This is a genomic window from Acinetobacter sp. C26M (assembly GCF_023702675.1).
Taxonomy (GTDB): Bacteria; Pseudomonadota; Gammaproteobacteria; order Pseudomonadales; family Moraxellaceae; genus Acinetobacter.
The window spans coordinates 1,033,761-1,059,699 of the sequence record NZ_CP098478.1; the positions used below are offsets into that span (position 1 = coordinate 1,033,761).

Below are 25,939 nucleotides of genomic sequence, written 5' to 3' on the forward strand. Positions count from 1 at the left end.
ATATTTGCTTCTACTTTTAACTATGTTTATTCGGATAGGTGTATGCTTTGTCTCTTTGTAAATTGCAATAAACCATCTAAACCAAATGTACTTCCTATGCCTGACATTTTCCAACCACCAAATTCAGCATATGGAGATACATCTGAATGGCTGTTGATCCAAACTGTTCCAGATTGCATTTGATTTGCAATTTTCTCTGCTTTATTAATGTCTTCTGTCCAAATAGATCCACCTAAAGCGTAAGAAGAGTGATTTGAATTATTTATTACATCTTCTATAGAGCTAAACTTAACAATTGGTAATACTGGGCCAAATTGTTCTGTAGTAAAAATCTCACTACTTTCTAAAACATTTGTCAAAATAAGTGGTGGCAAGAAATAACCCGTATCAGGAAGTATTAATTTTCTTGTATTTTCTATATGAGCACCATTTTTTATTGCTTTTTCGATGAGTATTTTGAGTTTTTGGTATTGCTTTATATTTTGTACGGGTCCTAAAGTGGTCATTTTATCAAAACCATTACCAATGATTTGGCTATCAGCAATTTCAACTAATTTTTTTACTAAACCTTCATATACCTGATCATGGACATAAAGCCGCTTAATACACGCACATGTTTGACCAGAATTAAAAAAAGCACTAGCAAATATCTTTGGAGCAATTTTATCAATATCTACATCTTCTAATACTATTGCTACGTCATTTCCACCAAGTTCTAGAGTAACTTGACGGAATTGTTCTACAGATGATGCCAATATTTTTTGTCCAGTAGGTGTTGAACCAGTAAATATTACTTTTTCAATTAGTGGATGATTACTTAAATTTGAACCTATTTCGCCATCACCAAGAACAATATTACACACTCCTTTAGGAATATATTTGTTAATAATGTCGATCAGTCGAATAGTACTTAAAGGGGTGTACTCAGATGGTTTATTAATAACACAGTTTTTGGCTTTCAAAGCTGGTATAATGTGCCAAATAGCTATCATGAATGGCCAATTCCAAGGGGTAATAGATGCAACCACACCAATTGGATGGTGATAAACTTTTATTTTTTTTCCTAGAGAGTCTTTATTTTCCTTTATAGGAATTTCAAAACTATTGGTAACTTCTAGCCAATAAATTCCCATATCAACTTCTAACTTAGCAAGCTCTAACGGTTTGCCTTGCTCTAAAGTAATTAGTTCGGCAATTTCATCTCTAGCAGCTTTAATATCTTGTCCAATTCGCGCTAGAATGAATTTTAATTCTACATCACTAATATTTTTCCATAGATTAAATGAATCAAAACTAGCTTTGACTGTATCATCTAATTGTTTTGGGGTTGCTGACTTAAAAGTGGTAATCGTATCTAAGGTTGCAGGATTTACTACATCGATTTCACTACCTAAACCTGATACATATTGACCATTGTAAAGCATTTGATTTAACATATTTACAGTTCATCCTATACTATCAAGATATTGCTTTATAATTTAAGCATGAGATATCTTGTAATATTTATAAAATTTATTCTGATTCATAATTAGTCTTTTAAACTTTAATTGTTAACAGACTAAATATCATCCTTGAATAATTTATTTGAGAATATAATGAATAGAACTATTGAGTACTATCTATAATCTCTTTAGCTGCACGAATACCAGATTGTATTGCTCCATCTAAGTATCCCATCCATTCCGTAGCAGTTTCTGTACCAGCCCAATGTATTCGTCCTGTTGGATTTCGAATTTCCTCTCCAAATTTACTTAGCGTATTTGGTGGGGTATATGCAGCGTATCCACCTTGTGACCATTTCTCTTTTATCCAATCTTGTTCAATATATTCAATTGGATCATCTGCACATTCTCCAAAATAATATATAAGATCATTAATTAATATTTTCTTACGCGTTTCTTCATCTAATAAACTTAATTCAATTGCATGATCTCCCTCAACTAAGCCAACCAATATTCCGAAACTTTCATCATCTGGTGATTGATCAAATACAACACTTAAACAGTGATCTGTACTTGCAGCAGAACCATTCATACCTTGGGAACGCCAAAATGGTGTTTTGTATGCAAAATGGACTTTTATAACTGACCCCATTTTCATTTTTTTTAAAAGTTGTATCTTTTTATCGGGGAGTTTAGGTTGAAAGTTTATGTCAAGAATCAATGGAGGAGGGGTAGCAATAATAATATGCTTTGCTGTGTATTGATTATTGTCGGTGGTAACTCTAACATAAGAGTGATCTTGAATAACACTTAATACAGGCTCATTTAATAGAATATTATTGCCTAGATTATCGGACATGATTTTGGCAATTCTCCATGCTCCTCCTCGAAATTTATCTTGTTGAGCACCTCCTTTGACCCCAATCATTTTAAAAAAACCATGAGCTTTTTTAAGGCAATCTAAAAAAAATAAATATGAAATTTCTGAACTTTCACAGCAAAAAAAAGCACGCGTAGCTGTTCTAATAAATTCACCAGCGGCATTGGTGTAAACATGTTTTTCTATCCAGTTTTCAACTGATAGAGAATCTAGTTGCTCTATATATTTTAGTGATTTTTTATTCTCCTTATTCAGATAGCGCATATCTAGATTCCATTTCAAATTTATTATTAATAGCTCTATTAATGTCAAGATAGGAAGCTTGGGAATATCTGATTTGTATGTGGTTAAACTTTTTTTATAACTAAGTAGACTTTTTCCTTTTGTGTATTGAGGATATGTTTCAATACCGAGTTTTTTAGCCTCCTCTAATAATAGTTTTTGCTGAGGTCCTACCCATTGACCACCTAAGTCAATCGCCTGACTGCAAATCTCTCCAGGCATGGAACGTCCTCCAACTCTGTCTCTTGCTTCTAATAGTAAAACCTTCTTACCATTTTTTTTCAGTTCAGTTGCAGCCTTTAAGCCAGCTAAGCCTGCCCCTACAACAAGAGCATCCCATACTTGCTGATTTTTCTCCATTTTTCAGATTCCTTAATTTAATAAACGTGTTTATTTTATTGTATGCTACACATTTTCATCAATCAATCAAGATATTTTTAAAAAATTTAGGCATATAAAAAATATTTTTACATTATGTTACATATGTATTTGTAAAAAATATTTAATAAAATTAACGCGGTTTTTAAAAACAATTTTTTTTAGTGAATGCGTTCATTAAAATAATATTGTTTTTAGTGAATGCGTTCATTAAAATAAAAAAAGGACTTAACATCACTTAAATTTTTGATTGCGTGATCTAAGTCTCATATTTTTTACAGGAAGAGACGATTATGAATCATATTTATAGGTTGTTATGGAATAGTTCATTAGGGACTTGGATTGCTGTTTCAGAGTTAGCAAAATCTTCAGGAAAAAGAACTTCAAAATTAAATTCATCAGTGTGTACATTGATAACAAGTGGACTTGTTGTTTTCTCAGCTAACGCAAATGCATATTCAGTCGCTGGTGCGGATGTGTGTGCCGATACAAATAATAAAATTGGTATTGGTCAATCTGCACAAGCTTGTCAAGCTAATGCAATAGCAATAGGAGCTAATGCGAATTCTCAAGTAAATAATGCAATCGCTATTGGTTCAGCCACTACAGCACGTGGTGTAAACAATATTAGTTTTGGAACTGGGGCACAGACAGGCAATATTGCTTCAGTTACACCTGATGGTATTCCACTAAATGGGGGCTCACAGATTGCAATTGGTACGAATGCAAAAACTGATACGGCTGGATCTATTGCTATTGGACATAATGCCGCAACTGGAGTTTCTCAAAATTTTGGAATAGCTATTGGTGGATATGCGCAGGCTGTAGGTAATAGTTCGATTTCTATTGGCAGAAGGTCTCAATCATCAGGTTTTAATAGTACTGCCATAGGAGCTAGGCAAACAGTTGCTAATGCAGGTGGTGCTACAGCTGTTGGAAGTCATGCGGTTGCAAGTGGATTTGAATCTTTGGCTGTTGGTGCAGGTAGAGGGAATGATGCTTCTACTACAAGTACAATTGCTTCTGGTTGGCATTCGGTTGCTTTAGGAGCAAGCTCAAAAGCAACCAATACATCAACAATTGCAGTTGGTACAGAATCGATCGCTTCGGGTGAGAATGGTATAGCTATAGGTTCTGGGGCCCAAGCTAATGCCAAAGATACAATTAGTATTGGTACAGGAAATATTGTAACTGGACAAGGTTCTGGCGCTATTGGTGATCCAACAACTATTACAGGAACTGGTACTTACAGTATAGGTAATAATAATGGAACGATTGATGCTCATGATAGCGGGGTATTTGGTAATAATAATATTATTAATGGAGAAATTGTTGGTGCTCGCGTTATTGGAAATACAAATACGGTTAGTAATGATAATGCAATTGTTGTTGGTAATGAAAATACGGCTACATCACTAAATGCTGCAGTATTAGGAAATTATAATATTGTGAGCGAGGAAGGTGGTGTTGCCATCGGTAGAAACAATACTACGTCTGGAACTCGTGCTGTTTCTATAGGTACTAACTCGGAAGCTACAGCTGAGCAATCGATCTCTATAGGCCATTTAACTAAAGCTACTGGTTTAGGCGCAACTGCATTAGGTTGGTCTGCGACAGCATCAAATCTACAAAGTACAGCATTAGGTGTAGGGGCTAACTCATCAGGTCAAAATGCTTCGGCATTGGGTACATTTTCTACAGCTTCTGGTACTAGTTCTATTGCTGCTGGTAATTCATCTTTAGCATCAGGTGGTTTTTCAACAGCTCTGGGTAGTTTATCTCGTGCCACTGGTACTTTATCTGTGGCTTTAGGTGCTGCTTTAGCAAATAAGGATAATTCTGTCGCATTGGGTGCACTTTCAGATACCAACACTGACGCTACTCAACAAGCGTCAGCAACGTTAAATGGACTTACATACGGTGATTTTGCGGGGCAAGTTTCAGATGTTGGTATGCAGGTATCAATTGGAGCAGTAGGTAGAGAGCGCCAAATTAAAAATGTAGGTTCTGGTGAGATTTCAGCTCTTAGTACAGATGCAATTAATGGTAGCCAATTACATGCAACAAATTCCGTTTTAGGTAATCTTGGTAATAGTTTTGAAACAGCACTTGGGGGCAATGCTACTCTAAATCCGAATGGTTCTATTGCTGTGACTAATATTGGGAATACCGGTCAAAATACTGTTCATGATGCAATTTTAGCCTCTCAAGAAGAAGTAGCGGCTGGTACGAATGTAGCGAATGTAACATCTACAACAGGTGCAAATGGTCAGGCGATTTATACAGTTAATGCAGATGGAGCAAGTGTAAGTGCAGGCTCAAGTGCATTGAATGTTGTTGCTGGTGCGAAAGATGCCAATAACATCACTGACTATGCAGTTGATCTAAGCCAAACGACCAAAGACAGTTTAGTGAAGGCAGATACGGCATTACAAAGTGTGGTGACACAGATTGATGGTGTAGATGTTAAGACTGTAGATCAGAATGACAATAAGGTTAACTTTGTTAGTGGTGATAATGTTGAATTATCTGCGAATGCAGATGGCAGTATCACAGTAGGTACAGCAGCAGATGTTAATTTCAATACAGTCAACACGACGAATTTAACAACGACGGGCACTACACAGTTGGGTAACAGCTTCACTGTAAATAACGGTGGAAGTTACTACACAGGTCCGATTACAGATGGTGATCACATCACCAATAAAACCTATGTTGATCAAACTGCAGCAGCATCTAGAACAGAAGTAGCGGCTGGTACGAATGTAGCGAATGTAACATCTACAACAGGTGCAAATGGTCAGGCGATTTATACAGTTAATGCAGATGGAGCAAGTGTAAGTGCAGGCTCAAGTGCATTGAATGTTGTTGCTGGTGCGAAAGATGCCAATAACATCACTGACTATGCAGTTGATCTAAGCCAAACGACCAAAGACAGTTTAGTGAAGGCAGATACGGCATTACAAAGTGTGGTGACACAGATTGATGGTGTAGATGTTAAGACTGTAGATCAGAATGACAATAAGGTTAACTTTGTTAGTGGTGATAATGTTGAATTATCTGCGAATGCAGATGGCAGTATCACAGTAGGTACAGCAGCAGATGTTAATTTCAATACAGTCAACACGACGAATTTAACAACGACGGGCACTACACAGTTGGGTAACAGCTTCACTGTAAATAACGGTGGAAGTTACTACACAGGTCCGATTACAGATGGTGATCACATCACCAATAAAACCTATGTTGATCAAACTGCAGCAGCATCTAGAACAGAAGTAGCGGCTGGTACGAATGTAGCGAATGTAACATCTACAACAGGTGCAAATGGTCAGGCGATTTATACAGTTAATGCAGATGGAGCAAGTGTAAGTGCAGGCTCAAGTGCATTGAATGTTGTTGCTGGTGCGAAAGATGCCAATAACATCACTGACTATGCAGTTGATCTAAGCCAAACGACCAAAGACAGTTTAGTGAAGGCAGATACGGCATTACAAAGTGTGGTGACACAGATTGATGGTGTAGATGTTAAGACTGTAGATCAGAATGACAATAAGGTTAACTTTGTTAGTGGTGATAATGTTGAATTATCTGCGAATGCAGATGGCAGTATCACAGTAGGTACAGCAGCAGATGTTAATTTCAATACAGTCAACACGACGAATTTAACAACGACGGGCACTACACAGTTGGGTAACAGCTTCACTGTAAATAACGGTGGAAGTTACTACACAGGTCCGATTACAGATGGTGATCACATCACCAATAAAACCTATGTTGATCAAACTGCAGCAGCATCTAGAACAGAAGTAGCGGCTGGTACGAATGTAGCGAATGTAACATCTACAACAGGTGCAAATGGTCAGGCGATTTATACAGTTAATGCAGATGGAGCAAGTGTAAGTGCAGGCTCAAGTGCATTGAATGTTGTTGCTGGTGCGAAAGATGCCAATAACATCACTGACTATGCAGTTGATCTAAGCCAAACGACCAAAGACAGTTTAGTGAAGGCAGATACGGCATTACAAAGTGTGGTGACACAGATTGATGGTGTAGATGTTAAGACTGTAGATCAGAATGACAATAAGGTTAACTTTGTTAGTGGTGATAATGTTGAATTATCTGCGAATGCAGATGGCAGTATCACAGTAGGTACAGCAGCAGATGTTAATTTCAATACAGTCAACACGACGAATTTAACAACGACGGGCACTACACAGTTGGGTAACAGCTTCACTGTAAATAACGGTGGAAGTTACTACACAGGTCCGATTACAGATGGTGATCACATCACCAATAAAACCTATGTTGATCAAACTGCAGCAGCATCTAGAACAGAAGTAGCGGCTGGTACGAATGTAGCGAATGTAACATCTACAACAGGTGCAAATGGTCAGGCGATTTATACAGTTAATGCAGATGGAGCAAGTGTAAGTGCAGGCTCAAGTGCATTGAATGTTGTTGCTGGTGCGAAAGATGCCAATAACATCACTGACTATGCAGTTGATCTAAGCCAAACGACCAAAGACAGTTTAGTGAAGGCAGATACGGCATTACAAAGTGTGGTGACACAGATTGATGGTGTAGATGTTAAGACTGTAGATCAGAATGACAATAAGGTTAACTTTGTTAGTGGTGATAATGTTGAATTATCTGCGAATGCAGATGGCAGTATCACAGTAGGTACAGCAGCAGATGTTAATTTCAATACAGTCAACACGACGAATTTAACAACGACGGGCACTACACAGTTGGGTAACAGCTTCACTGTAAATAACGGTGGAAGTTACTACACAGGTCCGATTACAGATGGTGATCACATCACCAATAAAACCTATGTTGATCAAACTGCAGCAGCATCTAGAACAGAAGTAGCGGCTGGTACGAATGTAGCGAATGTAACATCTACAACAGGTGCAAATGGTCAGGCGATTTATACAGTTAATGCAGATGGAGCAAGTGTAAGTGCAGGCTCAAGTGCATTGAATGTTGTTGCTGGTGCGAAAGATGCCAATAACATCACTGACTATGCAGTTGATCTAAGCCAAACGACCAAAGACAGTTTAGTGAAGGCAGATACGGCATTACAAAGTGTGGTGACACAGATTGATGGTGTAGATGTTAAGACTGTAGATCAGAATGACAATAAGGTTAACTTTGTTAGTGGTGATAATGTTGAATTATCTGCGAATGCAGATGGCAGTATCACAGTAGGTACAGCAGCAGATGTTAATTTCAATACAGTCAACACGACGAATTTAACAACGACGGGCACTACACAGTTGGGTAACAGCTTCACTGTAAATAACGGTGGAAGTTACTACACAGGTCCGATTACAGATGGTGATCACATCACCAATAAAACCTATGTTGATCAAACTGCAGCAGCATCTAGAACAGAAGTAGCGGCTGGTACGAATGTAGCGAATGTAACATCTACAACAGGTGCAAATGGTCAGGCGATTTATACAGTTAATGCAGATGGAGCAAGTGTAAGTGCAGGCTCAAGTGCATTGAATGTTGTTGCTGGTGCGAAAGATGCCAATAACATCACTGACTATGCAGTTGATCTAAGCCAAACGACCAAAGACAGTTTAGTGAAGGCAGATACGGCATTACAAAGTGTGGTGACACAGATTGATGGTGTAGATGTTAAGACTGTAGATCAGAATGACAATAAGGTTAACTTTGTTAGTGGTGATAATGTTGAATTATCTGCGAATGCAGATGGCAGTATCACAGTAGGTACAGCAGCAGATGTTAATTTCAATACAGTCAACACGACGAATTTAACAACGACGGGCACTACACAGTTGGGTAACAGCTTCACTGTAAATAACGGTGGAAGTTACTACACAGGTCCGATTACAGATGGTGATCACATCACCAATAAAACCTATGTTGATCAAACTGCAGCAGCATCTAGAACAGAAGTAGCGGCTGGTACGAATGTAGCGAATGTAACATCTACAACAGGTGCAAATGGTCAGGCGATTTATACAGTTAATGCAGATGGAGCAAGTGTAAGTGCAGGCTCAAGTGCATTGAATGTTGTTGCTGGTGCGAAAGATGCCAATAACATCACTGACTATGCAGTTGATCTAAGCCAAACGACCAAAGACAGTTTAGTGAAGGCAGATACGGCATTACAAAGTGTGGTGACACAGATTGATGGTGTAGATGTTAAGACTGTAGATCAGAATGACAATAAGGTTAACTTTGTTAGTGGTGATAATGTTGAATTATCTGCGAATGCAGATGGCAGTATCACAGTAGGTACAGCAGCAGATGTTAATTTCAATACAGTCAACACGACGAATTTAACAACGACGGGCACTACACAGTTGGGTAACAGCTTCACTGTAAATAACGGTGGAAGTTACTACACAGGTCCGATTACAGATGGTGATCACATCACCAATAAAACCTATGTTGATCAAACTGCAGCAGCATCTAGAACAGAAGTCGAAGAGGGTAAAAACATAAAAGTAACTTCAACTACAGGAGCTGATGGTCAAACAGTATATACGGTGGCTACAGCTGATGAAGTTGATTTTGATAAAGTTACAGTTGGCGATACGTCGATTTCTACGGATGGTATTGTTATCTCAAATGGTCCAAGCATAACTAAAGATGGAATAAGTGCTGGAGGTAAAAAAGTAACAGATGTTGCTGATGGCTTGATTACTGCAGATTCTAAAGATGCAATCAATGGTAGTCAGCTTCATGCAATCGGGGACAATGTAACCCAGCTATTTGGTGGTAATGCAACCTTTGTAAATAACCAAATTACTTGGAATAACATTGGTGGAACTGGGCAAAATACTGTTGATGATGCTATTAAGCATGTAAATAATCAGGTAATTAATGCTAATCAAGGTTGGAATGTAAGTACTGACTCAGGTTCAAATGCAACAAGTACAGTCAAACCAGGACAAACTGTAAATATTAATGGTAATTCTGATAATGGCGTATTAGTAACCAACTCAGGTAATGACATTAAGGTGAGTTTGTCTGATCAAATCAGAATTGGTTCAGGTGATAATGCCGTATCCATAGATGGTAATACAGGAACAATTCAGGCAGGAAACGTTTTGATTGATGGATCAAAAGGTAATATTTCCGCTGGAAAAGTTAATGTTAATGGCGAGGTAGGTACTGTTAATGGCTTAACCAATACTACTTGGAATCCAAATAGTATTGTATCTGGACAGGCTGCAACAGAAGATCAACTTCAACAAGTTGCTCAAAATGCAGCTGCAGCTGCATCAGCTGCTAAAACAACAGTAAATGCTGGTGAAAATATTACTGTATCAAGCAGTAAAAATTCTGATGGAAGTACAAACTATCAAGTAGCAACTAGTAAGGATGTGAAGTTTGATACAGTCACTTCTGGTTCAGTTACTACAGATAAGGTTTCTGTAGGCAGCGTTACGATAGACCAAGTTGGTATTAATGCTGGTGGTAGTAAAGTTACAAATGTAGCGAACGGTACGATTAGTTCAACGTCAAAAGATGCAATTAATGGATCTCAATTGCATACGAGTAATACCACTATTTATAACTATTTAGGCGGTGGAGCAAATTATGAAACTAATACAGGACCAACTTATAACGTAGCTGGCGGTTCTTATAATAATGTTGGAGATGCTCTCAACTCTTTAGATCAAAAAGTTACAAATGTGAGCAATCAGCTTGAGGAAGCATTTTATACAACCAATAAACGTATAGATGATGTGGAAAACCGAGCAAATGCAGGTAACGCTCAAGCTCTAGCTACAGCAGGGTTGCCTCAAGCATATATTCCCGGTAAGAGCATGATGGCGATTAGTGGTGGTACCTATCGAGGTGAAAGTGGTTATGCCATAGGTATGTCATCAATTTCAGATAATGGAAAATGGGTTTTTAAAGTAAGTGGAAGTGGTAACTCCCGTGGCGATTTTGGAGGAACAGTAGGCGCAGGTATCCAATGGTAAATTAGTAAAAAATTTCAGACACATTGATTTTTAATGTGTCTGATTACTTCGCTGAATGATCTTAAATCGAATTATTTATCCAAAATTTATGCGGGAATTGCGATATGAAAAATTTTCTTATGATGTGTTTATTTGCTGGTGTTGTTAGTGGATGCTCAACTGGTACGCTAATTACTAAAGAAGGTACCACAGACAATCCAAAATGGCACAAAGCTGATGATGTAGTGTTTAATAAGGACCTAGGGACTTTTCCAAATTTACAAAGTCTGAGTCAGGTTCGTCAAGGTATGACCAAAGATCAATTATACGAGCTAATTGGCCGACCACAATATGATGATGGGTGGAGACCAAGAGAATGGAATTACTTATTTCATTTCACTACTCCTGGGCAAGGAGAAAACGATATAACGACTTGCCAATTTAAGGTGTTATTTGATCAAAAAATGTTTGCAAGTAGTTTTTACTGGAATCCAATACATCCTAAAGATGTTGTATGTCCACCAACTAGTAAATCTATTAAAGGGGTCGAGGAAAAGGTATCAGTTAAACATTATACTTTAGGAACAGATGCTTTATTTGTATTCGATAAAAGAGATCTACAAGGCTTGAATCCGAAAGGCAAAAAAGATTTAGATAATTTATTGTTTGAATTGAAAAAATTTAAAGAAATTAATTCAATTCGAATTCTGGGGTACACAGACCTTCTAGGTTCGTATGAATATAATCAAAAACTATCTAAGGATAGAGCTGAACTTATAAAAAAGTACTTCAGTTATCATGGAGTTAATAATCAACTTATTACTGCAATAGGCAAAGGGCCGGAAAACCCTATAGTTCAGTGTAATAGCAAACTTGCAAGAACTGAGCTAATTGCTTGTTTAGCACCTAACCGTCGTGTTGTTATTGAAGTAGATGGTTACATTGAGGAACATATATAGAATTTGAATTCACTTTTTAAGTCAATAAACATAGTAGGTCTGATCTATGTTTATTGACTTTTTTTAAGTCTTAAGTCCGTTTAACGTAATCCGTATAGATTCAGTTTTGAGACGGCTAGGTTCACCCCAAGGATATTCAGAAATAGTAATAAGATTAAAAGTAATTCCTTGAACACAGCAAAGTAAAATATTTTGAATTTCTTCAGGATCACGTAATACAATTTGACCTAAAGTTTGGGCTTCTATTATTGCTTTAAGAAAAATATCAAATCGCTCAGTTATATTAAAATTAACTACGAAGTTATCCTCATTATGATTGGGGATACGATCATTAATTGTAAAAATCGCAACGTAATCTTCTGGATGCTCAAGCCAAAAATCAACAAAACCAATACAAAGGTCATTTAAACAGTTTTCTTGAGTACTTTTTTGGGAGATAGAATATAGATAATCAAAAAATTTTATGAAAATTGTGTCCCACAAATGATAAAGGATTGCTCTTTTATTAGGAAATATTGCATATAAAGTTGCTGGTAAACAATTTGCTTTAGCAGCAATTTTCCTCATTGTCACACCTTGATAACCTTCTGACAAAAAAAGGTCTTTAGCCGATGTAACAATTAATTGTCGACTTTTTTCAAATTGTTCTGGAGTACGAGAGGGACGACCTCTGCTGCGTACTTTTTTTGGGTTCTCGGTATTCATAAGGCGAATACTATTTGAGATAATTCATAAAATCAACTTTTTAGTCATGTTCATTTTATTGTTAATTTTTATTTGTTAAATGATTGTTAATTGTATGTATTTAATAAAAAATAAATAAAAACATAATCTTACATGATGAAATTTTTGGAATGAGTAAAATTTTAATATGAATGCATTTATATAATTAATAAATGCATTTAAAAAATCAATCAATTTAATAGATTACTTTAAATTTGGATCTGCTTTCTTTAAAAAAAATCTAATGATAATTTTTTGCAACCATGTACCATATGGTGGATAGAATAATTGAGTAGGGAACAATCGATGACGTTTAAAAATTGTTTTTGCGTGTGATAATTCATGAAAACCTTCTATTCCATGGTATGACCCAATGCCTGAATTACCAATTCCACCAAATGGTGCATCATGGTTTATTGCATGCCACCCCCAGTCATTAATAGTTACACCGCCAGAATGTGTGTGTTTTAAGATCAAGTCACACTCTTCTTGGTTATGAGAGAAGCAATATAGAGCTAAAGGTCGCTCATTAGATTTGATGAAATTAATAGCTTCACTTAATGTTTCATATTCAACTACAGGAAGTATTGGTCCAAAAAGTTCTTCCTTCATAATTTTCATTTCTGTTGTGCAGTTTAAAATAATATGAGTTGGCATACGACGAGGAAACTCTAAAGATTTGTATTCTGCACAAGGAATTATTGTTGCACCTTTTTCCTCTGCATCTTTTAGCATATCTTGAATTCTTTTTAGATGTTTGTCGTTAATAATTGAGGTGTAATCTGAGTTTTCACTTATATCTTGACCAAACATATTACAAAAACTGCTTTTGCAATTTAAGACGAATTGATCAATTTTATTTTTAGGAACTAATGCATAATCTGGTGCTATACATATTTGACCACTATTAGCTGTTTTTCCATGTAAAATTCTTTTTGCTGCATCGCTAATTGGATAGTTTTCAGTTACGAGTGCAGGGGATTTACCACCTAATTCGAGAGTTACAGGCGTTAAATTTTCTGATGCTGAGCGCATTACTATTCGACCAACTGCAGGAGAACCAGTAAAAATTATGTGATTAAAAGGTAAATTAGTAAACTTAGAGGGATCACTTATTTCTTCACCGAAAACAGCTACTTCATTTTCATTGAAAACCTCAGATATCATCTTTTTAATTACACTATTAGTAATTGGTGTAAATTCAGAAAGTTTTATCATTACTCGATTACCTGCAGTAATAGAAGCAATTAATGGACCTAAAGCTAAATAGACTGGAAAATTCCATGGTACGATTATTCCAACCACTCCCTTAGGCTGATATAAAATTTCTAAACTATTTGATTTAAATAATAATTCTGTTTTACGTTTACTAGATCGTGCCCAGTGACGAATATTTTTAATCGCGTGATCGATTTCAAAGATAGAACTAAGTAAATCCATTAATTTAGATTCATCTAAAGATCTTGAGCTAAAATCCTTACTAATAGATAAAGATATAACATCTTGATATCTAATAATTTGTTTTTTAAGTAGGATTAATTTATTACGCCTATTTCTAATTTCAGGATAAGGTTGTTCTATGGCTGCTTCAACTTGTCTAAAAAAAATATTTTCCATATTTTTGATAGCAGAATTTCTAGCAGGAAGATCTTTATCTGTTAATTTCATTTTGTTAAATTCCAATAAAAATATAAATTTCAATGTATTACAAATTTTTTGTATCTTGTTTTATACATACATCCAGCATTTAAAGTTGTGTCAATAAATAAATATTTGAATATAAAAAACATGATCACTAAATTTAGATTGATTTTAATTAACGTGTTTATTAAAATCAATCTATCGAATAGTGTTTTTGCAAATTTTCACTAAATCTTGCAGATCAATGCTGTTTAAAAAATAGACACACTTTGGGGGAGGAGGGCTTGCTTGAGTTCTGACCCATTAGTTGTTTTGAAAATAAGTAGTTTTAAAAAGTAGGACGGAATGAAATGGCTTCTAGTAAATTTATGAAAGGCATGAAATATGAAATTGCAAATCGTGCTTTTGCATTAAATGCTATTGAGCGAATATCAAATAGGGTCAAAGGGCGACCAGAGTATATATTTTGGAATTCATATGTTGAGTTAGAAAAATTTAATGCTCCACAATATTTGAAATTTGCAAAAAAGTTGGGCGTAGATCCAACACCTTCATTTTATACAAGAACAAGAGCTTGGAGCACTAATCTCATTCCAACTTTTCTTTTTGGCCCTACCCTTAAACTAGTTTACGTGCTAACAAAAGTTTATTTGAAGGATTTGAAAAAAATTAGAGATTTAGGGCCCTTAGAAGATATGAAGTTCTTAAATTATATGGTTGCTCAAGAAGAGTTTCAAATTGAATTAATGGAACTAGCAATTGAAAAAAAATATAGCGAAATAAAATCAAAGACATCTGATTTTATAAACCTATATACGAACGCAATCAAGCTTGATAATTAATTATCAAAACAATATTAAAGACAACAAGGATGATGTTATGAAATTTAAATATTTATTTGTTTGGGTTTTATTTGTAAGCCCAATAACAGAAATTAATGCAGCGATGGACCAATCTGGACAAAGCATTATGCCTTTTTTGGAAAGTGGCAACTATACAGAATTTGGAATTGTAGTTGTAGACCCCAGTGTTTCTGGAAAAGTAAGAAATCGACAAGATTTAGTAAATGATCCTAGTAACTTAAATTTAGGTGAAGTTGCAAACTCGTTCCAGTTTTATAACTTTGCGCTTAAACTTAAACTTAACGAGAATATAAATTTAGGACTTCTATTTGATCAGCCATTCGGCGCTAATGTAAGCTATCCATTACGAAGTAATAATAGCTTTTCTGATAATCAATTTAGTCAAAAAGGTACTTCTGTAAAGGTTGATACAAAAAATTTAAGTTTAATATTAGGATTATCCCCATTTAAGAATTTTCAAATATTTGGTGGGCCTGTTTATCAAGAAGTGAAAGGAGATATTTCACTTAGAGGAAATGCCCATACCGAAGCTTTTAATGGATATAATGCTAGTTTTAAGAGAGATGCAGAAATTGGTTGGCTAACAGGATTAAGTTATGAAATACCAGAAATAGCCTTAAAAGCAGCCATAACTTACAGATCTAAAATAAAATATGAAATGGTCGTAACTGAAGATAATTTTAATGTACCTTTAGATTATGTAAAGAATGAAAAAACAAAATTAGAGACTCCTCAATCAATAAATTTAGATTTTCAAACTGCGATAACTGAAAATGCTCTTATATATTCCAACTTGAGATGGGTAAACTGGAGAAATTTTGAAACTCGTCCAACACAGTTTGGGGCTCTGTCTGAAATACTTACCACTCAAGCAACTGCTGGGGATTACAAAAATGGATTTAGCTTAGATTCATATAAAAAAGATCAATACAGCGCAACTTTTGGATTGGGATATCAAATAGGGGATAGATGGGGCATATTTTCAGATGTAGGTGTGGACTTAGGTACAGGGAATCCTACCTCTTCATTAGGACCTATTAACAATTCAAGATCTATAGGAATAGGTTTTAAATATAATCCAAAGGCTAACTATTTTATAGCAGGAGGCTTTAAATATTTTTGGTTTGGAGATACGACAACTCAAGATGGAACATACTATTTACCTATAGATGGTATAAAGAATGTCGCTGAACAAGCCGATTTTAAAAACAATAACGCAATGGCGTATGCTTTAAAAATAGGTTATCAATTCTAATATAATTTTTAAAACTATTGTTTTTAAATTTTTTCTGTTAATTGATATTTTTTATTTTAGCTGATAGATTCGAGTGTATAAATGAGATTGCTATTATTTTTTATGTTTTTTCCAACATTTACTCATGCTGTAGACCCTTTGAATGGAACTAGTTGGAAGACTATAGATGATAAAATAAATAAACCAACAGCAATTATACAGTTTAAGGAGGAAAAAAATGGATCTTTAAGTGCAACAATACAAAAAATTTTAGTCTCAGGTGAAGAAGATAAATGTAAGAGTTGTGAGGGTGAATATCGTAATAAGTCTTTGATAGGCATGGTTTTTCTTACGAAATTAAAGAGAGTTAAAAATAATGAATATGATGGAGGAAAAATAATAGACCCTGACACAGGTAAATATTACAATTTTAGTGTGAAAATAGATAATACAGGGAGGAAATTAACAGGTAGGGCATATATAGGTGTATCACTTGTAGGAAGGAATCAGACTTGGTATAGATTTGATTAATTAAAAAAATATTAGAATTAATTAATCGGAATAGAGTTAGGTAAAATAATTCTGACTCTATTTTTATTTTGATAATATTTAAAGTAATCGTGTAATCATTGTTTTAACCCTGCGATTAAAGCACGTATTGAATTTTCTTTTATTTTTTCTGAAATTTTTAAGTGGTATTTAGGGATGTTAATCATGCTTAGAGCAATACCAAGGATGGTACAAAGTAATATACTTCTAATTTCTTCTGGACTTCCTGCTTTTAGTTTACCTCGTGATTGAGCCTCTCTAATAACGCGTGTATAAATTTCTAATTGAAAAATTGCGGATTTTTTAGAACAGTATTCTTCTTCAAAATCTAAATAAGTATCTTCAATTAGTAAAATAGCTTTGTAGTCACCTGGACGATTTACCCAAAAATTTAATTGAACTAAGCAAAGATTTTCTAATCGATCCGATTCACTACTTGTTTTATAACACTCCTCTAATTGAATTGTCAGGTCTATATAAACAACTTCTAGAATTTGATTTAATAACTCTCTTTTACTTGGAAATAATGCATAAAGCGTTGCAGGCAAGCAGTTTGCTTTGCCTGCAATTTTTCGCATGGATACACCGTTATATCCATGAATTGCAAATAACTCTCGAGCTGCCTGAATGATTGTGTTACGGCTAGCAGTTATTTGATCCGCTGAACGAGGAGGACGTCCGCGACGCATTGAATTGATTTGTTTGTTTGTCATACTTGTTAATTTATTAAACTTGTTCATTAAAATCAAATTTAATTTTAATAAAAATTGTTAATTTTAATAATATTTTGGAATTCTAATAAAATTAAATACTAAATATTGAAATTTTATCTATAGAATCATATGGTTTTTTATAACGTTAATATATTGAAATAGTAATTGGTTATAAATAAGTTTTTGAAAAATATATCTATTATCTGTTTGGCTGGTGGGAGCTATTTTTCTCTGTAATTTTTATTGTCAGTAAGCGAAGCATTGGTGTCTATAAATCAAAATTCTTATTGAATAAGAAATATACAAATTCATTGTCAATATAATTATTTAGCCCAATAGCCTATTTAATTTTTCGTTTTTCAAGATAGCCTACAGTGTAATAAGATTCTTCTACTGCAGTTGGAAATTTTTGAATATGAATATGTCTACAGAATTTACACTGCTAATCTATTTTATTTGCTGATCAATCACTGAAATTTGAACTAAACTCATGTTTTGTAAACAGTAATTTTTTAGGGGCAATAACCTGCAAGCAGAGAGCAGCTTATTTGATCATTAAACTGGGCGGTATATCTGTACAGGAAACTGTGAAACTTGACAAAGCCTTAGACAAAATAGGATTGCACAACATTCATTTCCATCACCTGATTTATGTCAACTGACTCAATGTGGGCTTTGTATGCTTTATGTCAATCTAGATAAATTGGATGAGCTCGGAACTTTTATTTTTAGAACCACTGGTTTTAACAGCATCCGAACTTTGACGGCACGACTTCGTTACTAGCATGTAGCTTCAGGTGACCTACTTTCATGTCTGCCTTTGTAACTGACCGTAAGTTGGAAAAGTACGACGCAAAGTTATCGAACACAGATTTACTATGTGGATTTAACTTTACGAGATTGGGTTAATTTACAAGAAGCTATTACTTCAGTCAAACAGATTGATGCGCATCACGGTAGAGGTGTTTGATCAGAAAGCTTAAGATCATGTATCACGACAGGGGGAATGTTCACTTTATGATAATTGATATTGTTGAGTACATAAATAGATGAGATAAGATCGTAATCGAGGCACCCTTGACTTAAGGATACTCAGAAAGCCAAAGGGTCAAGTTTGGGTAAATTTTAATTTTATAAAAATGAAATTAAAATAAAACAGTAGGTTATTAATTAAGTTCAACTGACGCCATATCCACCAAAATTAGCTATATAAATCAGCCGCTTATCTAAGGAAGCTTTTTTATTACCACATTTTCTCCACATTTAAATGTGGAGATAAAAAAAGAGACTTATTAAAGGTCTCATCAATAGAAATCAGTTTAATCAATTGTCAGCTTTGCAATTTCAGCCTTATTTTTATCGCCGTGCATCCACTTTGCATAGCGTTTCATCATCTATCAAACAATTCGATAAATAAGCCAAACAGTATGGTTTTATCAAGAAGCGTTGGATCATGTTGCACCTCAAAGCAATAGTAATAATTGTTTTGAGGAGGGAGCAGAAGAGGGGCTAGATATCATTGAAGAATTCTGTACAGATGAATCCAGATCAGAGCCGCAGAAAACGCATGAACTTAAACATGCACAGGATATCCAGAAAGGGTTACAGCAGTCAGTGCAAGTTTTCAATTAAATGATATTAATGTTTTATAAAAATAGCCCAAGAACATATTTGGGCTAGTATTTTTTAACATAAAAAATAAACTAATTAGTATTAGTCATGAGGTTTAGGATGTTTGCATAGTCTGTATCTGTTCTAAAAAGTTTAATTGATATTTAACTGTCTTTGGAAAATAGGGCTCGAAGTATGGATCAAAATGATCTGCATCCATTTCGATTACTTGAAGTAATGGATTACCAGCATTTTTTATTTTTTCAGGCACAAATGGAGCTACCGTGTCATGTGTTGCACCAATGATTAACATCGGAATTTTTATATCTTTTAATTTTTTCCACGGTCGATAAAAGCTTACTGTTAATAAAGAACGAGCGGTTACACGATTATCGTATTTCTTAGCATTATGAGCATGTAATGCCGTTTGAAGTGCTTCCCAAGCTCTATCTCTATCCATTGAGCCAAATTCTCCTACCTCTGATAAAGTTGGTATATGTACAGGTGAACCTGGTTTAACAAAGTCTACAAAGCCCAGACTGATAAATTTTGCTAATTTGGTAATTGGGACAGCCCGAACTGCTGCCAAGCCATCTAGCATAGGAACTTGGATAATGGCGCCTTTTAAATCAGGATGCTGCTCAGCAAGGTCAACAACATGCCCACCCCCAAATGAAGTGCCCCATAAGTAAATCGCATGTGCATCTACTTGCGTTTGATTTTTTAGGTGTGCCAAAGCAGCATTAGCGGTTTTTACACGTGTCCATGGATTAATATCCTGACGAGGCCAGCCACTGCTTAACCCCCAACCAGGATAGTCAAATTCCATTACAGCAAATCCTGCTTTAACAAAATGATTAATGTAAGGGAGCGTTAGTAATTGTTGAATGCTTCCCCATCCACCTAGCATGAGAATTGCGGGATATTGCTTTTTATCTGTTTCCAACGGGGTGTGGAGTGTCGCAGCACATGTTATACCATCCATCAAGAATGTAGATTTTTGGGCTAAGTTTTCTATTTTTGATATGTCTGGATAAATACGATTTGACATAGTTCTCTCACTTTTCTCTGCTATTAAAACGGTAACAAATTGAGCCAGTTCACTTTTATTGTTTAAATGGATTCATGTGATTACCAAGAAAATATTGAAGTGAAATTGGTAAAGGACGAACACTACTCGCAATCACTTTATTAACTAAACCTGGTACGCATACAGGCTTACCATTCATGACAGCATCCCAGCCTTCTTTGACGACTTGTTCTGGTTCCTGCCAAAGAACTGAGGGTAGGTTATTCGCTGCATCACGAGTACCCATCACGTCATGAAATTCACTATGTGTGAATCCAGGACAAAGTGCCGTGACATGAATACCCTGTGGTTTCAATTCCATATCCAGTGACTGAGAAATATCTAAGACGTAATGTTTGATTCCAGTGTAAAGAAGACTTGCACCTGGCGGCGAAAATGCTGCGAGTGAGGAAAGGTTAATAATACGTCCCCAACCATTTTCCTGCATTTTAGGTAGGACTCTATGGCAAAGTTCTGTCACACTCGTGATCATCAATTGGATTTCGGCTGCTAGTTTTGACCATGGCGTTTCAGCAAATGCAGTTTTGCCCGACAGACCTGCATTATTAATAAGAATATCTATGGTGATTCCTAAGCTATCAGCATAAGACATAATTGCAGCTGGTGCGGATGGGTCATTCAAATCAGCAGCAAAAATATTGCAGTTGATATTGTATTTTTCAACTAATTCAGCAGCTAATTCTTTCAATCGCTCTTCACGTCGTGCGACTAATAATAAAGAATACTTCTCTTTAGCTAAATGGTGTGCAAATGCTTTACCAATCCCAGCAGAAGCACCTGTAATAAGTGCAGTACGATTTTTCATAGTCATTTTATTTACCTATATGAAATTTAAAATAGTCTTGGAATTTCTCGTGGACTGATCTGAAAACCATCCCGTTTACGACCAATATCACCTCTATAAGGCGTATGTGGACCTTTTAATAAGAACGGATAAGGAATATGGCGTTGATGATGGGTAAAGCCATATGTACCAATGCCAAGATATAGGTTGGGTGAAACTCTTCTGATCTCATCGACCATATTGATACTTCCGCATGTCGAATGAAATTGACGGTAAACAAGTTGGTAGGCAGGTTGGTTGTCGAAGCGAGAGGGAGCGATCATGGTCATCATTGGATAACACTGCACAATGCGATGACCCTGCTGGAATGTGTTGTAGCCTTGACCAGTTGTTGAATTTAAAGGACGAAAGGCTTTACTCAGCCACTGACGAAAAAAATTATTTAAAGTGATATGACCGATTTTATCTGCTAGCCAATTCGGTTGAGATAACAGATATGCAGCGTATTCACCATTCATTTCTTCAATACTTGGTGAATTAAGTGTATGAAACAAATCAAGAAGATCCTGTACTGAAAGTAGTCGTAAATCTTCTTCTGTATAATTTTTCTGCATATTACGGCCTCATTATTTTCTTGAATACCATTCAAGATGGAGTTGAATTTAATCATTTCTTGAACGGTATTCAAGATAGTGTAAAATAAAACCGACAAATGGTTTTCTGAGCTATAAATGTTTATGCTGAGAAATAGGAGATATTGATGGCTCGTAATAAGCGTCTTCAAGACCGTGAAGAGAAACAAAAAGAGATTATAAGTGCTGCACGTACTTTATTCTTAAATGAAGGTTATGACGCAACTTCTATGAGCCGCATTGCGAATATTGCAGGAGTCGCGCCCAACACAATCTATTGGTATTTTAAAGATAAAGATGAATTATTAATCACTATCCTAAATGCCGAACTTACTGAGCGCTTTTCGGGTTATATAGAGCTTCAAGAAAAAAACATCGTTGAGCGTTTATTATGGGTAATTGATCAGTTTAAATTGGTAAAACAACTCGTGACTACAGTTCATGCACGATTGCATGTGTCTTCAGAAATTAATATTTGGCATGAACGCTTTCATATTCTTGTTGAAAACTTATTACGGCAAGAGTTGCAACAATTGGGAGTTGAAGAGCGAAGAATTGAAGCGAAAGTAAAAGTTGCGATTTTTACGGTGGAAGGGTTGTTGGCGCATGAACTAATGGATGAAGAAAAACACGCAATTTGTAGTGAACTATTCCAATTATAGAATTTTTGAACGACCTCATTGATCATGAAAAGCCGATCGAAAGGTGAGCAGACGTACTTAGTATTTCAGCTAGTATTCGTATTTTAAGTGACTATTATTTTGAATTTATTCGATGTTGAATATCTTTGTTTCTCCTAGCCCATGGCAATACCAGTTCTGAGGTAGAGGAAGAAGCGGGGATAGAATTGTTGATGAGTTTTACACGGATGAGCCAAAATCAGAGCAAACTTGGTGTATCCTAGACTTGACTCATTCTCAGGATATTCATAAAGGGTATAGGGTTAAGTTTGGGTAAATTTGATTTTTATGAAAATAAAATTTAAATAAAACAGTGTGTTATTTTTCTATTTCAACTGATGCCATCCTCTAATATTTTCCAAGATCATTCGATCTTATACAAAAATTCTTTAAGAGAAGCATTTGATCAAGTATCAAGATAAGGTTACATCAATTTTATGAGATACGGGAAAAAAGATTAGGTGTTTTTGTTGAGCAAGTGAGGTGAGAAAAGCATTTGCAAAAGCAGAATAAGTTATGTGAATTTTAATTTTTTCCATATATTCAAATGAGTAGGACGTATCTATATTTTATTCTTTTTGTATTGAAGATATTAATTTCACAGTTTATTCACATCAGCATCTATTAACTTTAAAAATTATAAAAGTTAAAGGTGATATGTATGCAACTTATTAAACGAACAATGATTTTCTCAGGTTTGATTGCTTCTTTAGGTTTTTTAGGCTCTTTTACAACGCATGCAGAAACCCAAATTCCTAAAGCAGTGGATAAGATTGAGGTCGATAAGTATGTCGGCAAGTGGTATGAGATAGCACATTTTCCGATGTATTTTCAGCGAAAATGTGTGAGTGATACTACAGCCAATTATTCGCTCAATGCTGATAAAACCATTGTTGTACTGAACAGTTGTCGTACAAAAACAGGGGAAACCATTAGTTCTGCAGGCGTCGGTTATCCCCAAAATGAAGGTAATAGTATGCTAAAAGTTAGCTTCTTGCCTTCTGGATTACGATGGATTCCGTTCACCAAAGGAGATTACTGGGTTCTAAGAGTTGATTCTAATTACCGTGTCGCATTGGTAGGAGGCCCATCTCATAAGTACCTGTGGATTTTATCAAGAGATCCAAATCTAGATGCAGCAACGTATCAATCGTATGTGCAAACTGCACGCGATTACGGATATGATATTTCTAAGCTGGTTCGCACTCCACAGAAATAATAAATGAAAAACTGTCACCGTTTTCATAAACATTTAAATAAGCCCTTGATCTTTCAAGGGCTTGTTTATTTAAAGCTTTTATATCTCCGAATCTGTACTCATAGAACGTGCTTTACGGTCAGTTAGACGATCATAAAAAGCAGCCGCTGAGAAAGCGGTTTTAAAAGCACACCACTGCAATGGTTCAGGGAGGGTCGAAGGCGTTTTATGATACAGGGCTTTTAAAATAGGATTCTCATCGCCTTTGATTTTCTCGGCAAGTAACTGCCCCATAAAGGACTGAGTAGCAAGCCCATGCCCAGTACAGCCAGCAACATAGATAATATTTTGATGCGTTCCTGTAGTACCTACCACAGGCAGAAAATCATATGCCACGCTAACGTAACCACTCCAGCAATGCTTAATACCAAGACCTTGCAAGGTAGGATGACGCTGACGCAAGGTCTGTGCCAGTGCAGCATAGGCATCTTGATCTGGCACATTCGGAGTCTTTGAACCATAAACATAATTTAACTTCTTCACCGTCAACACCATCGTATTGTGTGCTGTGAGACGATGACTCTCCATCATGAGATGCGGTGTAATAATTCCTTCTCGATTCTGCCAACCTAGCGATGCCAATTGCTTTGGAGACAACTGTTGGGTTTCAATTGCTGATACACGTATTGGCGCAACTTTATCACGTAGTAACCCCAACTGTGGTGTGAACGCATTTGTCGCCAATACTACGATTGGGGCAGTTGCACGACCCCGTGGAGTCTTGCAGGTTATCTCCGCGCCTTCACTATAAGACAGCAAGGGCGTTTTTTCATAGAGCTTAACGCCTGCCTGAATTGCCGTACGACGTAAACCGCCGACATATTTACCAGGATTGAGCGTGCCGCCACGTTGCTCACTACCAAATAGAAACGCTGGTGGAATACCGCGAGCGCGCATCTCGGCTTGATCTACAAAGCGAGTGATTGAACCCAGTTCACGACCAACTTCCATACTGCGACGTAGCCATTTTTCCTGAGAAGGATCAATCGCAGCACGTATGATGCCAGAAGGATTGTAATCACATTGAATTTCCAACTCGGCTAGACGCTTTTCGACGTAGCACACGGCCTCGTCATAAAAATTCACGAATTTTCGTGCGTGCTCAACACCGACGCGTTTTGCGAACATTTCAAACTCAATGCCCATACTGCCAAGCAGATAACCAGCATTACGGCCACTGGCACCAAAGCCACCGAACTCCTGTTCAAGCACAATCACTTTTGCACCACGGGCATTCAGCTCAAGGGCAGTGGAGAGCCCCGCAAATCCAGCCCCAACCACAATGACATCAGCGCTGTCGGAACCTTCCAGTTCAGGCTGAAGATCACTTGGTTCTTCTACCCAGCCACCAAGAGATCGAAATGGCAATGTGCTTGGATTGAAGTTCTCCATTTCTTCATTGAAATGATTCATTTGCTATCCTTTTATCTTCACTGTACTTGCGTACAGGGTTTGATTTTAAAAGTAATTATTTGTTGGTTAGTGGGCTGGAATCAGAGATTCTCTGGAAAGTGTCTGGGAACGTGCTAGTGCGTTATAGGCGTAATACAACTGGATGACCGCATAAGCCCAAGTGATGAATGCCCAGGTCATAAAAATCATATGCGTATCATCGCCAGGGATCGGAAAGAAGTCATAGACGATTGCGACGGCGAGGCTGACGATTAAAGTGAATGTTGTCGCCACGGCATGCAGAGTTTCCCCAGCACGTGCCAAGCAAAGAATGAAGTAGCAGAGATAGATCGCAAGAATCATCCACATGGCGACGTAAAAATACGGGCGTATACCGTCAAAGAAATCGGCCAAGAAGATAACAAATGTGCCCGCGAATGCAGCGGCGAACAGCAGCACTTCATTCAACGCTGTGGGTTTATAATTATGGGTCAATGCCATTAAGCCTAGTACGGCAATGACGGGCATACCAAAGCTGCGTGAGAATGAATCTAGAAACATTGTAATTGAATAATGAACATGCCCACCCGTTAGCATATACAAAACAAAGTTTGTCGCAGAAAAAGCAACAATCCACCATTCTAGTCCAAGCAGATAATTGTTTTTCTTGAGAAATTTTGCGCCGTAAATCCAGCCCGAAAGCGCCAATACAATACAGGCAACCAGCCCACAGATATTGATAATTTCCAGAATAGCGGCATGCAGCATTTCACTATCAGTTAAGATTTGTGCTGTTGTAGCGTCCATTTCGCTACCGACAGCAAGTCCCAGTATTTTCATGATATGACTTCCTTTAATTAATTGACTGTCATG

At 36.3% G+C, this 25,939-nt stretch carries 16 protein-coding genes and 2 pseudogenes; 8 read left to right on the plus strand and 10 right to left on the minus strand.

Translation table 11 applies throughout. The features are described from left to right. Positions 1-26: 26 nt before the first annotated feature. A complete protein-coding gene (locus tag NDN11_RS04805) occupies positions 27-1,436 on the minus strand; it encodes an aldehyde dehydrogenase family protein (protein ID WP_251110921.1) in 1,410 nt (469 codons plus the stop codon). Between the two features lie 169 nt (positions 1,437-1,605). Beyond that, the gene (locus tag NDN11_RS04810) at positions 1,606-2,964 is read right to left on the minus strand and encodes a flavin monoamine oxidase family protein (RefSeq protein ID WP_101237565.1); all 1,359 of its coding nucleotides are present in this window, start codon (positions 2,962-2,964) and stop codon (positions 1,606-1,608) included. Between the two features lie 371 nt (positions 2,965-3,335). On the opposite strand from NDN11_RS04810, the pseudogene NDN11_RS04815 reads away from it, so the two are divergent. Beyond that, positions 3,336-10,958: pseudogene (locus tag NDN11_RS04815) on the plus strand (YadA-like family protein); the annotation flags it as partial. 104 nt (positions 10,959-11,062) lie between these two features. Next, positions 11,063-11,896, plus strand: a complete 834-nt coding sequence (locus NDN11_RS04820) for an OmpA family protein (protein WP_251110923.1) — start codon at positions 11,063-11,065, stop codon at positions 11,894-11,896. A gap of 63 nt (positions 11,897-11,959) precedes the next feature. On the opposite strand, the gene NDN11_RS04825 is transcribed toward NDN11_RS04820, so the two are convergent. After that, on the minus strand, positions 11,960-12,601 hold the full coding sequence (locus NDN11_RS04825) for a TetR/AcrR family transcriptional regulator (protein ID WP_101237426.1): 642 nt from the start codon (positions 12,599-12,601) through the stop codon (positions 11,960-11,962). A 222-nt stretch (positions 12,602-12,823) separates the two neighbouring features. Continuing rightward, positions 12,824-14,287: a coniferyl aldehyde dehydrogenase gene (locus NDN11_RS04830; RefSeq protein ID WP_251110924.1), complete on the minus strand. Its 1,464-nt coding sequence runs from the start codon at positions 14,285-14,287 to the stop codon at positions 12,824-12,826. A gap of 323 nt (positions 14,288-14,610) precedes the next feature. Here NDN11_RS04830 and NDN11_RS04835 point away from each other — a divergent pair, with 323 nt between their 5' ends. The 3 genes from NDN11_RS04835 to NDN11_RS04845 all read left to right on the plus strand — a co-directional run bounded on the left by NDN11_RS04835 (position 14,611) and on the right by NDN11_RS04845 (position 16,888). Then, complete coding sequence (locus NDN11_RS04835; protein WP_101237424.1) at positions 14,611-15,102, plus strand: hypothetical protein; 492 nt, start codon at positions 14,611-14,613, stop codon at positions 15,100-15,102. Between the two features lie 37 nt (positions 15,103-15,139). Then, positions 15,140-16,378 carry an OmpP1/FadL family transporter gene (locus NDN11_RS04840; protein ID WP_101237423.1) on the plus strand — a complete coding sequence of 413 codons (1,239 nt, stop codon included), beginning with the start codon at positions 15,140-15,142 and terminating at the stop codon, positions 16,376-16,378. 81 nt (positions 16,379-16,459) lie between these two features. Then, positions 16,460-16,888 (plus strand): DUF2147 domain-containing protein, encoded by a 429-nt coding sequence (locus tag NDN11_RS04845; RefSeq protein ID WP_251110925.1) that lies wholly within the window; start codon positions 16,460-16,462, stop codon positions 16,886-16,888. A 95-nt stretch (positions 16,889-16,983) separates the two neighbouring features. Here NDN11_RS04845 and NDN11_RS04850 read toward each other — a convergent pair whose 3' ends face one another. Continuing rightward, the gene (locus NDN11_RS04850) at positions 16,984-17,646 is read right to left on the minus strand and encodes a TetR/AcrR family transcriptional regulator (protein WP_251110926.1); all 663 of its coding nucleotides are present in this window, start codon (positions 17,644-17,646) and stop codon (positions 16,984-16,986) included. A gap of 496 nt (positions 17,647-18,142) precedes the next feature. Here NDN11_RS04850 and NDN11_RS04855 point away from each other — a divergent pair. Beyond that, positions 18,143-18,565, plus strand: a pseudogene (locus tag NDN11_RS04855) (recombination directionality factor); the annotation flags it as partial. Between the two features lie 780 nt (positions 18,566-19,345). Here NDN11_RS04855 and NDN11_RS04860 read toward each other — a convergent pair. From NDN11_RS04860 to NDN11_RS04870, 3 genes are read right to left on the minus strand one after another with little or no spacing between them, the layout of a single operon-like run. Next, positions 19,346-20,281 (minus strand): alpha/beta hydrolase, encoded by a 936-nt coding sequence (locus NDN11_RS04860; protein ID WP_101237422.1) that lies wholly within the window; start codon positions 20,279-20,281, stop codon positions 19,346-19,348. A 55-nt stretch (positions 20,282-20,336) separates the two neighbouring features. Next, positions 20,337-21,131 (minus strand): SDR family NAD(P)-dependent oxidoreductase, encoded by a 795-nt coding sequence (locus tag NDN11_RS04865; RefSeq protein WP_101237421.1) that lies wholly within the window; start codon positions 21,129-21,131, stop codon positions 20,337-20,339. A 20-nt stretch (positions 21,132-21,151) separates the two neighbouring features. Beyond that, entirely contained in the window at positions 21,152-21,718 is a 567-nt protein-coding gene (locus tag NDN11_RS04870; RefSeq protein ID WP_251110927.1) for a hypothetical protein, read from the minus strand. A 146-nt stretch (positions 21,719-21,864) separates the two neighbouring features. Here NDN11_RS04870 and NDN11_RS04875 point away from each other — a divergent pair, with 146 nt between their 5' ends. After that, a complete protein-coding gene (locus NDN11_RS04875; RefSeq protein WP_101237419.1) occupies positions 21,865-22,398 on the plus strand; it encodes a TetR/AcrR family transcriptional regulator in 534 nt (177 codons plus the stop codon). Between the two features lie 679 nt (positions 22,399-23,077). After that, positions 23,078-23,635 carry a lipocalin family protein gene (locus NDN11_RS04880; protein ID WP_101237418.1) on the plus strand — a complete coding sequence of 186 codons (558 nt, stop codon included), beginning with the start codon at positions 23,078-23,080 and terminating at the stop codon, positions 23,633-23,635. 78 nt (positions 23,636-23,713) lie between these two features. On the opposite strand, the gene NDN11_RS04885 is transcribed toward NDN11_RS04880, so the two are convergent. Then, on the minus strand, positions 23,714-25,087 hold the full coding sequence (locus NDN11_RS04885) for an NAD(P)/FAD-dependent oxidoreductase (RefSeq protein ID WP_251110928.1): 1,374 nt from the start codon (positions 25,085-25,087) through the stop codon (positions 23,714-23,716). Positions 25,088-25,153: 66 nt separating this feature from the next. Then, positions 25,154-25,906, minus strand: a complete 753-nt coding sequence (locus tag NDN11_RS04890) for a thioredoxin domain-containing protein (protein ID WP_101237416.1) — start codon at positions 25,904-25,906, stop codon at positions 25,154-25,156. Positions 25,907-25,939 lie beyond the last annotated feature (33 nt).